Source organism: Nostoc sp. PA-18-2419 (assembly GCF_005869855.1).
Lineage (GTDB): Bacteria > Cyanobacteriota > Cyanobacteriia > Cyanobacteriales > Nostocaceae > Nostoc.
Map to the genome: position 1 here is coordinate 1 of NZ_SZNH01000057.1, position 13,210 is coordinate 13,210.

14 protein-coding genes and 2 pseudogenes are annotated in these 13,210 nt (G+C 40.4%); 9 read left to right on the forward strand and 7 right to left on the reverse strand.

Going from position 1 to position 13,210, the window contains the following annotated elements; translation table 11 throughout:
• Window positions 1–268: 268 nt before the first annotated feature.
• Window positions 269–415 (reverse strand): strawberry notch C-terminal domain-containing protein, encoded by a 147-nt coding sequence (locus tag FCR06_RS29920; RefSeq protein ID WP_262984723.1) that lies wholly within the window; start codon window positions 413–415, stop codon window positions 269–271.
• Window positions 416–699: 284 nt separating this feature from the next.
• Complete coding sequence (locus FCR06_RS29925; protein WP_138506288.1) at window positions 700–1,071, reverse strand: hypothetical protein; 372 nt, start codon at window positions 1,069–1,071, stop codon at window positions 700–702.
• Window positions 1,072–1,333: 262 nt separating this feature from the next.
• On the opposite strand from FCR06_RS29925, the gene FCR06_RS29930 reads away from it, so the two are divergent.
• Window positions 1,334–1,594: a hypothetical protein gene (locus tag FCR06_RS29930; protein WP_138506291.1), complete on the forward strand. Its 261-nt coding sequence runs from the start codon at window positions 1,334–1,336 to the stop codon at window positions 1,592–1,594.
• A 5-nt stretch (window positions 1,595–1,599) separates the two neighbouring features.
• Here the strand turns inward: FCR06_RS29930 and FCR06_RS29935 are convergent, their stop codons facing one another.
• From FCR06_RS29935 to FCR06_RS29945, 3 genes are all read right to left on the reverse strand, one after another.
• On the reverse strand, window positions 1,600–2,763 hold the full coding sequence (locus FCR06_RS29935) for a ParB/RepB/Spo0J family partition protein (protein ID WP_138506293.1): 1,164 nt from the start codon (window positions 2,761–2,763) through the stop codon (window positions 1,600–1,602).
• A 2-nt stretch (window positions 2,764–2,765) separates the two neighbouring features.
• On the reverse strand, window positions 2,766–3,626 hold the full coding sequence (locus FCR06_RS29940) for a ParA family protein (protein WP_138506295.1): 861 nt from the start codon (window positions 3,624–3,626) through the stop codon (window positions 2,766–2,768).
• A gap of 220 nt (window positions 3,627–3,846) precedes the next feature.
• A complete protein-coding gene (locus FCR06_RS29945; protein WP_138506297.1) occupies window positions 3,847–4,326 on the reverse strand; it encodes a transposase in 480 nt (159 codons plus the stop codon).
• Between the two features lie 380 nt (window positions 4,327–4,706).
• On the opposite strand from FCR06_RS29945, the gene FCR06_RS33165 reads away from it, so the two are divergent.
• Window positions 4,707–4,928, forward strand: coding sequence for a hypothetical protein (locus FCR06_RS33165; protein WP_223280355.1), 222 nt, complete (start codon window positions 4,707–4,709; stop codon window positions 4,926–4,928).
• 176 nt (window positions 4,929–5,104) lie between these two features.
• On the opposite strand, the pseudogene FCR06_RS29955 reads toward FCR06_RS33165, so the two are convergent.
• A pseudogene (locus FCR06_RS29955) lies at window positions 5,105–6,199 on the reverse strand (IS630 family transposase).
• 164 nt (window positions 6,200–6,363) lie between these two features.
• On the reverse strand, window positions 6,364–6,753 hold the full coding sequence (locus FCR06_RS29960; protein WP_138506302.1) for a helix-turn-helix domain-containing protein: 390 nt from the start codon (window positions 6,751–6,753) through the stop codon (window positions 6,364–6,366).
• Window positions 6,754–7,011: 258 nt separating this feature from the next.
• On the opposite strand from FCR06_RS29960, the gene FCR06_RS29965 reads away from it, so the two are divergent.
• The 7 genes and pseudogenes from FCR06_RS29965 (at window position 7,012) to glyA (ending at window position 13,000) form a co-directional block, all read left to right on the forward strand.
• A complete protein-coding gene (locus FCR06_RS29965) occupies window positions 7,012–8,178 on the forward strand; it encodes a hypothetical protein (protein ID WP_138506304.1) in 1,167 nt (388 codons plus the stop codon).
• Window positions 8,175–8,684, forward strand: a complete 510-nt coding sequence (locus FCR06_RS29970) for a hypothetical protein (RefSeq protein ID WP_138506306.1) — start codon at window positions 8,175–8,177, stop codon at window positions 8,682–8,684. Before FCR06_RS29965 ends, FCR06_RS29970 begins: the two co-directional genes overlap by 4 nt.
• Window positions 8,677–9,675 (forward strand): hypothetical protein, encoded by a 999-nt coding sequence (locus FCR06_RS33170; RefSeq protein WP_189523630.1) that lies wholly within the window; start codon window positions 8,677–8,679, stop codon window positions 9,673–9,675. The genes FCR06_RS29970 and FCR06_RS33170 overlap by 8 nt, the downstream gene beginning before the upstream one ends.
• A gap of 143 nt (window positions 9,676–9,818) precedes the next feature.
• Entirely contained in the window at window positions 9,819–9,947 is a 129-nt protein-coding gene (locus FCR06_RS34460) for a hypothetical protein (RefSeq protein WP_262984724.1), read from the forward strand.
• Between the two features lie 34 nt (window positions 9,948–9,981).
• Window positions 9,982–10,161: pseudogene (locus FCR06_RS29980) on the forward strand (IS701 family transposase); the annotation flags it as partial.
• 114 nt (window positions 10,162–10,275) lie between these two features.
• A complete protein-coding gene (locus FCR06_RS29985) occupies window positions 10,276–11,556 on the forward strand; it encodes an IS701 family transposase (protein ID WP_223280356.1) in 1,281 nt (426 codons plus the stop codon).
• A gap of 160 nt (window positions 11,557–11,716) precedes the next feature.
• Window positions 11,717–13,000 carry a serine hydroxymethyltransferase gene (glyA, locus tag FCR06_RS29990; RefSeq protein ID WP_138506309.1) on the forward strand — a complete coding sequence of 428 codons (1,284 nt, stop codon included), beginning with the start codon at window positions 11,717–11,719 and terminating at the stop codon, window positions 12,998–13,000.
• The last annotated feature ends 210 nt before the right edge of the window (window positions 13,001–13,210 follow it).

Consider the following 13,210-nt stretch of genomic DNA (forward strand, 5'->3'; position numbering starts at 1 on the left):
CATAAAGAAGACATAAAGAAGAACAGCAGAAAACATCGCCTAAGTATCATCTATATATATCCTATATAGGTGTTAAATTTTGATAAATTTTCTTACTAGTTTATGGGGTATATATAGGTGTTTTATATCCCCTATTGAAAATTGAGCGCGCTGAGAGAGATCCATTTGTTCCAGAGTGGGTGTTATGATTTCACAGCTTTCGACAGTGAATCGTTTAGCTCGAAGTGTTTCTACTCCAACTTCGGAAACACCAGACGCGATCGCAGCTTTAATCTGTGAACAGGTGCTTAGTCTCGAATATGCCATTACCACCAGTTTGTCGTTGTCCGCGAGTGAGTGCGCCCAAACTGTCTAAACGTCGAGTGATGGTAGAGATGAATCGGCGTCCATCTCTAACGTTAGTAGTAACTTGCATAAAGATTGGCGCTGATGCTTGGTCAGTGCAATGAAAGCGGTCAAGCCCTTGAATGTCCGCCCTCTAATCAGCTTCGAGCAAGTGGTGCGATCGCTAAAACAATTTCCAATTCGCAGTTGAAGTAATTGCGAAAAGCAGCGAATTGCTATGGCTATGGGATTATGTCGCGGCAGACTTGCGAGACTTGGAACTCTTTTGGGTTGCGGCTTTGTTGGTAGGTTTGTTGGATTTTTCGGTTGTGGTAAATTTTGGTTTGGTGGTGAATTTCCTGGTTACCTTAGATTTCAGTTGTACTTGGGCTGCTGGCGGTAGCAGTCTAACTGAAGGAACCGAAGTAGAACGGACTCTTGTTGGATTGGGGTTGGTTGAATGTCTGTGGTGAACCAAGGGTCAGGCATTTGCGCGAACTGTGGTTGTTCTTCTGGATCTGGTGTTATTGCTGGTTCTGGTATTGGCGCGATGACTGGCTCTTGTTCAAGGGCAAACGCACCTGGATTTGTAGCGATAGGTGCGCTCGCATAAGATGGTAAGGAGAACAAGCCGTTTACGAAATCCATGACCATAACATAGACGAAGCCCATAACCAAAATTTGAATTGTCCAGTTGAGTGCGATTTGAATATCCATTGTTTTTTCCCGAAGTACGAGAGTTTTCACTGACAGCTAGCGAAGCGTTTTAACTACATGCTTCTCTCGAAATTAGTCAGTAGCAAAAGATTTAGGCACAAATTCTAGGTGTGGAGGATTAAATTTGTACAAGCCTGATGCTCTTTGAGAATTTGGCGTAGCTAAAGGGAGAAATTGCTCTACAACCCTGTAATGATAACTCGGCAATTAAGCTAAAAAATCTGATGAGAAAGGCTAAGATTCAGATTGGTGCTTAACAACTTTCAACCATTAAGCCGCAGTAAGTTGAACAATGCCTAGCAAAGAAATTCAAGTCAAAGAGTATACTGTCCGAGCGCACAAACGTCAGATACATACATGCATATTTAACTTCGTCTGTAAGCAATGCGATAAATCTACCTCTCGTGAGACTTATGGGCCACGCCTCTTGTACTGCGAAACGTGTCGTCTTCCAGGGCCTCCTAAAAAGTCTCAAGTGGCTGCACCTGCCAAGAAAGATAAGCCTAGAGCTAAGGTTTATCGAAGTGATGTGGATTTTCAAAAGTCTTCGTAACGTAGTTACATAAGAGTTTCAATCTCACGTAATGTCTTTTGAAGAACTTGATGCAACTTAGAAAGTCTAGTTGATTCTAACGATTTTAAATCTATTGATTGTATATCTTTAATAGTTTTATCTACCTGTTTCTCATGTTTAGTTTTATTATTAGAAGCGTTATATTTCTCTAGTGTTTGCTTAACTAATGTTTTAGTTTGGCTTAATGATAGTTTTTCTTGGACGACTCGCTGAGTAATTTGAGTGCGGATGGCTATAGCCTGAGATTCATCAATCTTTAGCTGTTCAGCAGATAGTTTGTTAAGTTCCTTTATTTTGCTACTTTCTAAACCTTCAGAGCGAATGATAACCTTGAGGTCTTCTTCCACCTTGAGCATTGGAAAAATATTGTTATTAACGGATACCGGATTAAGTTGTAATCCTAATAAAACTGAAACTATTTCATATTCTTCTTGTTCCTTAAACTCAGATGTTTCCAGCCACTCTTGTTGAGTTATCAAATCAGCATCTTTGATCGGCGCTAAATCTTGTATCTTCTGACTGCGGACTAGACGATTAATAAAAGCATTTAGGAATTTTGGAATTTCATCTTCCCGATCAATGAAATCAGGGTATTTAAATATAATTAATCTAATTAAGGCAGTAGCTAAATCAAGGTCATGAAGTTTTTGCGAGTGAATACTAGTTACTAGTTGCCCTTCAAAGACTACTGCTTCGTCTGGAATTTCTTTTTTGGGTAAAAAGACAGCTTTTAATTTTGTCATTTCAGCTAATGGAGCTGCTCTCCACCTGAGTTCTCCATCAAATAATTTGTAACGCCCATCAAGTTGTGGAATAAGCACTATTGGATTTTGCTGTCCTTGCCTACGCAAGCTTTCAGCTCGCTCTTGAATTACTAGTGAAGGAAACGTTTGTCTAGGTTGTGCAGGATCAGGATCTATAAGACTAACTGCAATTTCATGTACCCCACCTTGAGTAACCAACTGATTAGTGAGTTGCTCAATTTGCTGTTCTAATACAGATTTTTCTTCTGGGCTGAATACATTTGCCCGTAACTGAGTAATTTCTGTCTCAAGTTTCTCTATCTGACTTTTAAGTTGGTGAATTTGCTGAGACTGTCCTGCTTGACCAAACAGTTGACTAATCTCCACAGGTTTTTTACTTGACATTATCAATCCTCTGTCATTAATTTAATTAAGCTACTCACAATTGGCTTGAAATCCCCACTAGCATCATAGCCGGGCCGATATAAATGCAAGGGTAGCCCAGAACCACTAGCTTTGAGATAATAATTCGACTCTCGAATGAAGGGAAAGCAGCGAATTCCCATCTGTTCAATTAGGTAAGGAAGAGTTTTTTTAGGATCGATATCACTTCTGAGGTTGCCTTTTTTGTCTAGCCCTAAAATATCCCTATGCGCTCCTACATCGTATAAATCCACCCTTGTAGGTACAAACCCCAAAATTTCGGGTTGGGGTTTTAATCTTAAATCGTCTACTTTACTATAAAACCAATCTAAAAAACCTGCGAAAGCCCCTGTATCTTTATACTCTGGCTTAATGGGAACAAGTACGTGGGTACTAGCTGCTAGAGCTATTAATCCCATAGGCTCTAAAGAGGCAGGTGTATCAAAAATAATTAAGTCACTATTTAAAGGAAAATCTTCTAATCTATCTTTGAGCGTATAGTAACGGCGACTGTAATTATATATTTCTGCAATACTCTCTTCTAAAAATTTACCGCCTTGAATAGCTGTCACAGTGGAAATATGTTCTTCCCAAAGTGGAATCAGTGGGTAGTCACCTGTGAAGGTTTTTTTCAATACAATTGCTAGAGATTGTTCCATTGATGCTGGTACAAGCCTAGCAAAGATACACAGTGAACCGTTTTGATCAAGCTCTATCAAAGTAACTTTGTAACCTTTTGCACCAACAGTATATGCCAAATGGGTTGCTACAGTGGTTTTCCCCGATCCGCCTGCATTACTAGCAATCGTTAGTCGAATCGGCCTTTTAACTGGTTTCTTTTTCATAGCAAAGTTGTTTAATAGCCATATAATTTTTAGCTCTACTTATTAAAAGCAGCAAATATACTGAAACGATTTTAATTATAAATTTGAAAAGAGCTTGCCTATAGGCGAAGGTACAAACTTTTTAGAAAGTCTAGAGAATAAAATTAACCATTCAGATTATAGATATGAAACTAATGTTAGTTTCATTATTTAAGCGTATTATTCCTCAATATAGCGGTTCTCAGTTGGGTGCAAAATAGTAGCAACAGTGGGTAAACCACCCAATAATGTCTTTATTTATCAGTGTTAAGAGTGCATTTGTAATGGCACAGTCTAATTCTTCATATGTTCTAGCGGCAAGGGACCGTAAACACTCTTTTACCTTAGACCAACAGTTTTCAATTGGTGAAAAATCAGGAGAGTAAGGAGACAAGTAAACTAATCTTGCCCCAACAGATTCAATTGCTTGTCTAATGCCTGTAACCTTGTGTGAACTGAAATTATCCATAACTACACAGGCACCAAACCAAAGTTTAAGAACCAAAACTTGAGTTAATAAAGTGTAAAGTACATTGGTATCTGTGCCTCCTTGAAAAGTCATTGTGGCAATTATCCCAGACATAGACATAGCCCCAATCATTGTCACATTCTTCCCACGTCCATTAGGGCGATCGCCATAAGCACGACTGCCTTTGGGCGAACGAGCAAAATGTCGAGTCATGGCGATGTTAACCGGAGGCGGAGCGTCTCCGGCTCTGCTCCAGCCTCGTCAATAAATACCAAGTCTGCTAGATTTACCTCCTCAATGGTTGTCCAATACTCTACTCTTAGCTTTTGCACTCGTTGTGTGTATCTCTCACTAGCGTGTATAGTTTTTTTTTACATGTGAGATTAAGCTTTTGAGTAATTCTTTCCATAGCGGCTCGGCTAACTTTCACACCTTTCGTTCCTCCAATCGAGAACATAACTCCACTAAAATGGCATCGTCATCCTCCTCATGAGTAACCAGACACGCCAGGAACAATAACAGTCCGACAGCCTCAGCAATTAGACACAAAACCAAACTATGATTCAGGACAACGCCAGCACGAAAGCCCAGAGATGGAAGCGATCGCCGCCCTTGTCCGTTCTGCACAAGGCAAAGCAGCTGGTTTCATCATTGCTGAGAATATGCTGACTAAGCAGTACCTCAAAAATCCTGACACATTACCAGAGGAACTAAGAAAGAAAATTAAGGAGTCTGCTAAGGTTCCAGAAATCGACCCTTTCGCATACACCAATGCCTTAACCAAGTTCGCCAAGGGTTCTGGGGTAGCGGCTTAAAATTGCTGGGAATGCTAATAACTGGGGCAGTTGTCGCCATTAATGAGTTGAATCCTTTCTCATTAGTGACATTAAGCATAGGTGAAGTATTAGCGGTCACTCCTAAACTTGCCCCTAAAATTTCCTGACTTTTCACGGGATGTGGAAAGTCAGACACCTAGTAAGCTAATCAGCATTTAAGCTGCAACATAGCCGAAATTACCTTTATGTTTGATGTTCCGATGCCACTTAATCACTAACTCGCCTTGATTCAACAGCTTGTCTAGCAGTGATTTTAATTCATCTACTGATTTAAACAAGCAATGAGCAATATATTCTTTACATGAATGCCAAACTAATTCGATAATGTTGTAATTAGGGCTGTAAGCAGGCAAGAACTCTAAAATAAAATTCGGGAACTCTTGGAATATTTTAGCTAGAATATCTTTGTGCTTATGAAAACTAGCATTGTCTAAAATTAAAATTATCTTTGGTCCATACTTGGAGAAATCTTCACCCAGGTGTCCTTTACTTATCCACTCTTGTTTAATTAGTTCATTCAATTGGTGTAATTGCTCATAAAAAATATCTGTATTACCTTTTTTAACAAAAAAGTACACTCGCTTTCGGTCTAATTCTCGGATTGCTCTCATTACATTGACACGGCCATGCCGCCGTTGTCCTGGCACATTTTTACATTTTCCTTTTTGACCCTAGTTTTTCCGACGAATCACACGTAAACTAAAACCACTCTCGTCCCAAAACCATACCTGTAAACGTTCTGGTTCTGACCGTGCTATTTTTAAATATTGAGTCAGCTTCTGCTTAAACTTGGCTCTTTCTTGAGTGTTTTGTTTATCTTCCAGGTCATATTTAGCCCAGATATAACTATACTTTTTTCTCTTTAATATCCTCCTCACTTGGGAACTACTTAAATCAATACCTGTCTTCTCGGTTAAATATGCAGCTAATCTTTCTGCTGTCCATTTGCCAAAGTCGTATCCTAAATCTGATGGTTCTTGCTCAACAGTTTTTAATAATAGTTCAATATATTCTGGCGTTGCTTTTCGGTAATGTTCATTTTTATTATGTAAAGTTTCGAGATTGTCTGGATATCCATGCATACACTAGTATGCTACCTTTCTGTGCGAACAACCTAAAAATTTCGCAATTTCGTGTTGCGGTTTCCCATCATTCTGGAGCAGAATAATAAGAATTCTCTCCTTTACGTGTGGTTCGTCGCTCTCAAAGATAGCTTGCTGTAAAGAGCTAACTTGTTCTGAGGGTGGCATCGTTGCTTTTAAATGGATTCATCTTCTTATTATGCAACTTAAGTGCTGATTAGCTTATCGAGCATTTTCCTCACATCGTCGAGCGACACAAATTTAATTCCCTCTAGCATAAATAGATACAGGCTGATAGTTGATAGCTATCAATCATACTTGCTTATGCGCGATCAAACAGCGATCGCTGAATCTAAGTTTGTACTGTATCCGCTTATGTTTGTTGAATTTTGCCTAGTTTTCTTCCACTTGCGACCAATTGCGAGTAATGCTGCTTCCATTTCTTCATCATCAGCAGCTTCAATCATTTCTACTAGTCGCCTACCAGTATCTTCTTGTGACAACGGCTCCTCAGCTAAAAGCTGGCAGAAGTAGCGGCGTGAGCCTGGGGAAAGCCGATCCATTCCCTCCAATAAAGCTGTTAGTACTTCCGGGCTAACCCATTTTTTACCATTTCTAAACTCAGAAAGATGATTGGGAGTAATACCAGCTAACGCAGCTAATTCTTTACCTTGAATCCCATGTCTATCCATTGCAATTTTGAATAGCTGCTGAATTTGCATAAACTTTTGTTATCCACGATTTAGCTATTAGATGTATTGTATACTTAAATTCATCTATTAGATGAATCGGATTAATTCAATAGATTAATCAGATTATAAGTCTATCCCAAATAAAACAGCCCCGACAAGGTTACATCTTATCGGAGCCACTTTTCAAAGCTATTGAAATAGTATGACAATTCAATGTTTTTCTCAAACGTCCTTTAACGGATATTTGAGCATCCTCTTTGTGCCAGATGCAACTAGGGGGATGCGAAAGTGACAGAGCAACATTACCGCATGACTTTAAGCGATGCGATCATACAGTATGGATGTAGCAGAGTTGGCGTAATTTACAGAATTTACTGCGAACAAGCAGGATATTCCTATGTTGGCCAAACCAGAGACATCAATAAAAAATCACAATTATCTCGAATCAAAACTCATTACACAGCTCTTTCAAAGGGCTGTCATCCTTATCGTGAGTTACAAGCACTATGGGATGCAACAAGTGGAAATTCGATTAAATATGAAATCTTGGAGGTAATAGCACCTGTTAATAAAAACGGGATTGAATCTAATGAAAGAATGCTCAAAGCTGAAAAACATTGGCAACAAGTTTACAACTGTCAAAGTAAAACTGAATCAGCTGATCGCTATTACGCCATTAAATTAGAAGAACTTAGGCATTTGCGAAATGCGGGAATTGTAAATAATGCTACTTTTATCTACTTTGCACTGAAACTAAAAAATCCCTGGTGCGATCGCCCACTTCGTATTAAACCAGCAGAATTGGCCGTTGAGTGGGATATTCCCGAAAGCAGTGTTTATGAAGCGATCGCCAAACTGAAAGCTTCAGAGTTGATTAGTATCGATCAAGCTGAAATCGTTATCAGATGGCACTATGATTCTCCCGAAGTTCAGAGCGGAGGCTTCCTCCGCTCTGACTTCTCTCAACAAGATAATCTTTCTGACAATCCAGAATTAATTACGGAAACTCAGAATGGATTCCAAAAACCCAGAATGGATTCTGAAAATTCAGAAACCCATCAGCTAGAGCCTTTACAGGGCAAGGATTCCAAAAACTCTCATACTATTCATACTTATTCAGACTTTACAAACTCTCTCTCACCAGGCGACAGAGAGTTTGTAAAGTTTGGAGAGAAGAGGGCAGCAGAACTCAAAAATCCCCCAGTGCAATTACCCCAAAAGTGGATCGAGAAGAATTGGGAGGAATTAGCAGCCCAATGGTACAAATCCAAAGGTCAAAGTTCCCCCACACAAAACCACAAATGGAAGAACGACCCCCGTACCCCTGACTGGCTGGCGATCGTCGAGGAGACGGCCAACTCCCTAGCATTTGCCACTGACAAAGAAAAGCAGGATTTTATCAAGTGGTGTAACGAAACTAAACAATTTAGTTGGCTCAGGGAGGCTGAATCATGACTGAGAATCTCCCTCAATTTGAACGCCTGCCGATTAATCCAAAAAAAGAGGAAGAGGATAAAGAAATCTGGCAACCTAGCTGGGATTGCTTCTGTTGCCAGGACACGGGACAAATCCAGGCACATTTAGTCAGGTTAATCATTCCAGACTATGACCACAACCGCGATCGCATTCCGGTTTGTCAAGGATATAACAAATTTTACAGACACAATTTGATGAAATATGGGGTACTCGATACTCGCTTTGACCTATTTCTGTGCAAAAAACTAGATCGAATTTCTCATGACAATTGGAAGCAAATTACACAAAAACAGTTTGAAAAGTATAGAAATCAACTTAATTTTGAAACTTCTAAAATTTCTCAATCTCACAGCCTAACTAACACAAATCGCACTGGTAACGACAACCGAGAAGTGGGGCAGCGCAAAGCTGAAATAGAAGCCATTAACACCGAACAGTGGAAATCAATGAGAAATGATTATTTAGCAGGTAAAAAAGATGAATAAGTATTCTACGAGCGATTTTCTCTTAGGCGAGCGCATCATCACCCCTGCAAAGAAACTAGGCGAAGTATCGAGTGTACAAAGCAAAAAGATTACTATTACTTGGGAAAACGGATTATCTGCTGAATACACCCCCAAACAGTTGCAGGCTTGGAACTATAGAAAATTCTTAGAGGATGAGAAGGAGGCAACAGAATGTAACTTACACAACTTGACCTCTGCTCAGGAGTTGGTGCAGGATTCTGCCTCGCTGGCCTGCAACTCGGATTTAACCTTGTTGGAACCGCAGAGATTGACGAATACTGCTCAGTCCGATCAAATAACTTATAACTGGGAACAAGATAATGAGCTAATTAATAAGTTAGGGTTGGTGCAGCCCTCCGCAGGCATCCCTCCCTCCCTCATTACTAAATTCTTAGAGGATTCACAACCACTTGTACTTTGCCCTAGTTGCGAATTGCAGTGCATTTATTTAAGTGGTGGCTATCGTATGTGTGGGCTGGAGCCAGATATGCAGCGTACATACCAATTAAAAGTAGGTGATGAATCTTCTTCAAGCGATGCCTGCGGCAGGCTGTGCCAACGCCTAAAAGACAATTTAGGTGAAAATGAATTGTATCAACTGACACCCGAAAACTTCTTAGAGGAAAGTAATGTTCGCGTAGCGTCTCCAAGAGTTGGCGTGGTCCTCAAGCATTCTTCAAAACGCAGGCAGCGTAAAGGTTGTTTATATAAATACATTGAGAATAAGAAATTGAAAGATGGAACAATAACAAGCTATCCCCGTGTAATTGGAGACAGAAAGCCTGATAATCCTAACCATTGGCGCTGGGGTTTTAACTGGGAAGAGAAAATAGACGGTGAGTGGAAAGGGCGGAGTATTGGAAGTGTGCCAGTACGAGCGATCGCACTTATTCAATCAATGCAAAATCAAGGGGTTAGTTTAGAAGAAATAATCGGCTTTATCAGGAGGGCTAAAAGTAAAAAATTTTAGCTATGTAAGGGGGATGAAACTGTAAACTATCAACTTTAGAATGAGCCAAATTTATGCAACGCCAGATTATTTTTAGACCTTGACAGAACATAAGAGAATCGACCGACGGTAAGTTTATTCAAACTCCAACAGGACAGCGAATAATGGCGGGTGTGCATGAAGCAATGTTGCACCACAAACGTCAAGGTTATACAATTATCGGCATTACAAATCAAGGTGGCTGTGACACCATTAACCTTAATCCCTCTTTTGTTACTACGGGGAAAGTATAATCAGGAAGAAAACCAGAAACAGTAAGTAATAAAGATGGTTACGCCGCGTAGACAGGCAGTAAGCACAGTTGCCTTCATAGATAACTATTGTCAACACTATTATTCATTATTTGAGGATGTGAGACATTTTGAAGCATTCAAGTTTTTACACTTGGGAATGCTATCAAAAATGCCACAGAAATCTCTGCCGGAGATAGCCAAAATAGTAGGACTCAAAGACGGTCAGTCACTACATCATTTTTTGAGAGATGCACAGTGGGTTGTCCCTCTTTTGTTACTACGGGGAAAGTATAATCAGGAAGAAAACCAGAAACAGTAAGTAATAAAGATGGTTACGCCGCGTAGACAGGCAGTAAGCACAGTTGCCTTCATAGATAACTATTGTCAACACTATTATTCATTATTTGAGGATGTGAGACATTTTGAAGCATTCAAGTTTTTACACTTGGGAATGCTATCAAAAATGCCACAGAAATCTCTGCCGGAGATAGCCAAAATAGTAGGACTCAAAGACGGTCAGTCACTACATCATTTTTTGAGAGATGCACAGTGGGATGTCTTGGCGGTACGAGAAATGAGGTTATGGCTAACAAAAATGTTTATTGGAGAAAGAGAAATAATTTTGTGTATTGACGAAACAGGAGATAAGAAAAAGGGAAAATCTACAGACTATGTAACTCGTCAGTATATAGGAAATTTAGGCAAAACAGAGAATGGAATAGTGTCAGTTAATGCTTATGGTGTAGTAGATGGGATTACTTATCCATTAATTTTTCAAATTTTTCAACCAAARAATCGACTGCAATCAGGAGATAAATATAAAACGAAACCACAAATAGCGGTAGAAATAATTCAACAGATACAAGAGATGGGTTTTAAAATCAAGTTGGTATTGGCAGATAGTCTTTACGGAGAGAGTGGAGATGTTATCAGAGTATTAGAAAAATTAAACCTAGAATTTATCGTGGCAATTCGTTCTAATCATGGTGTGTTGATGCCAGCCGGAAGCCGGAAGCGTTATAACTCCTGGAAAGCTTATGAGCAAAAGCTTTTACACCGTCAAACAGAAACTCGCTATCTCCGAGAAATCATCTTTGGTCAACGTCGTCGCTTGAGATATTACCAAATCAGTAAAAGTAATGTTCCTGACCCTACAGGAGATGAAAGCTGGTACGTTATGACTAATTTATCTGTTGATATTCACCTTAATGTTGCTCAACTTTATAGTTTGAGAAACTGGATTGAATATGGCTTTAAACAAGTCAAGAATGAACTGGGCTGGGCTGATTTTCGCCTAACAGACTATAAAAGCATTGAGCGCTGGTGGGAGATAATTTTTAGTGCTTATCTTTTAGTTAGCATTCAGGCGACTTATTTCCAATTAGAAGCTGAGAAACTGGTATCTGAAAATCTTCTCAATTCTAGCCCTGATTCCTCTTCATCCATCAATGCATCAACTACTGAATTTAGCCAACATCGGGAGTGGGAAACGGGCATGACATGGAAAAGTTCACTGAATAACTTGAGACTAATTGYTCAGCCTTATATCTTCTACCATTTGCTGTTACCTTGGTTAGATGTATTCAACATTCAACGTTATGATTGTTAATGCATTAATGGAGCTTGAGTCTAACTTTAATTCAATTAATCGCCTCTCTAGAGCAGTCAAAAACCATTGAACTACTTTGAGCTATGGACAGTTGACTGTTACTTAGGTGCTGATACAACCAAAATCAGCCGTTGTCCAAATTTCTATAAGGATAATTGAAGTGACTAGGACTAATTCAGATTTTCTGGCTTCTGGCGATCCGGCGATCGCGGAGTTAATCAACGACGAACTACAGCGTCAACGAGACCATTTAGAGTTGATTGCGAGTGAAAACTTTACCTCCCCGGCTGTACTGGCGGCTCAAGGTTCGGTATTGACAAATAAATATGCCGAGGGATTACCTGGTAAACGCTACTATGGCGGTTGTGAGTTTATCGACAAAATCGAGCAACTGGCGATTGACCGCGCTAAACAAATATTTGGTGCAGCTCATGCAAATGTACAACCCCATTCTGGCGCACAGGCTAATTTTGCCGTATTCCTCTCGCTGCTGGAACCAGGAGACAAAATTATGGGTATGGATTTGTCTCATGGGGGACATCTCACCCACGGTTCCCCTGTAAATGTCTCAGGTAAGTGGTTCCAAGTTAGCCACTACGGCGTCAGCCAACAAACAGAACAACTCGACTATGACCAAATTCGGGAGCTGGCGCTAAGGGAGCGTCCTAAGCTGCTGATTTGTGGTTATTCTGCTTATCCCCGTGTGATTGATTTTCAAAAATTCCGCAGCATTGCTGATGAAATCGGCGCTTACTTACTTGCTGATATCGCCCACATTGCTGGTTTAGTTGCTAGTGGTCTTCATCCCGATCCCATTCCTCATTGTCATGTAGTAACAACAACTACCCATAAGACTCTACGCGGTCCTAGAGGTGGTTTAATTTTGACCGATGACGTAGAACTAGGTAAAAAGCTAGATAAATCGGTTTTTCCTGGTAGCCAGGGCGGGCCATTGGAACACGTGATTGCTGCTAAGGCAGTGGCTTTTGGAGAAGCCCTGAAGCCTGAGTTTAAAACCTATTCTGCCCAAGTGATTGAAAATGCTCGTGCTTTGGCCGAACAATTACAAAACCGGAGTTTAAAGTTAGTATCTAATGGTACTGATAATCATTTAATGTTAGTAGATTTACGCTCTATCGGTCTAACTGGCAAGCAGGCAGATCGGCTAGTCAGTACCGTGAATATTACTGCTAACAAAAATACTGTTCCCTTCGATCCAGAGTCGCCATTTGTTACCAGTGGACTAAGGTTAGGTTCGCCAGCAATGACTACGCGGGGCTTGGGAGTAGCAGAATTTACCGAGATTGGAAATATTATTAGCGATCGCCTGCTTTCTCCAGATTCGGATGTAGTTACCCAAGATTGTAAACAAAGGGTAGCAGCATTGTGCGATCGCTTCCCCTTATATCCTCACCTGGAAATTCCTGTACCAGCATTAGCATAATTGCGCATGGGGCATGGAAAGGGGCAGGGGGCAGGGAGCAGAGGGGAAAGAGGAATTTTTCATTCTCCTCCTTGCCTCATCTCTCCATCTCCCCATTGCCCCTAATCCCCACTGAGCTTCTCTACGAGACGCTACGCCCAGCCTTGCTTCTCCGTAGGAGTACGCTAACGTGGGGCCCCGAGTTCCTCATCTCCCCATCTCCCTATTTGT

Coding starts and splice junctions, on each gene's coding strand:
- FCR06_RS33165 (WP_223280355.1), top strand. CDS start 4,707: ATGGAAGCGATCGCCGCCCTTGTCCGTTCTGCACAAGGCAAAGCAGCT.
- FCR06_RS29970 (WP_138506306.1), top strand. CDS start 8,175: ATGACTGAGAATCTCCCTCAATTTGAACGCCTGCCGATTAATCCAAAA.
- FCR06_RS29940 (WP_138506295.1), bottom strand. CDS start 3,626: ATGAAAAAGAAACCAGTTAAAAGGCCGATTCGACTAACGATTGCTAGT.
- FCR06_RS34460 (WP_262984724.1), top strand. CDS start 9,819: ATGGCGGGTGTGCATGAAGCAATGTTGCACCACAAACGTCAAGGTTAT.
- FCR06_RS33170 (WP_189523630.1), top strand. CDS start 8,677: ATGAATAAGTATTCTACGAGCGATTTTCTCTTAGGCGAGCGCATCATC.
- FCR06_RS29935 (WP_138506293.1), bottom strand. CDS start 2,763: ATGTCAAGTAAAAAACCTGTGGAGATTAGTCAACTGTTTGGTCAAGCA.
- FCR06_RS29930 (WP_138506291.1), top strand. CDS start 1,334: ATGCCTAGCAAAGAAATTCAAGTCAAAGAGTATACTGTCCGAGCGCAC.
- FCR06_RS29920 (WP_262984723.1), bottom strand. CDS start 415: ATGCAAGTTACTACTAACGTTAGAGATGGACGCCGATTCATCTCTACC.
- FCR06_RS29945 (WP_138506297.1), bottom strand. CDS start 4,326: ATGACTCGACATTTTGCTCGTTCGCCCAAAGGCAGTCGTGCTTATGGC.
- FCR06_RS29960 (WP_138506302.1), bottom strand. CDS start 6,753: ATGCAAATTCAGCAGCTATTCAAAATTGCAATGGATAGACATGGGATT.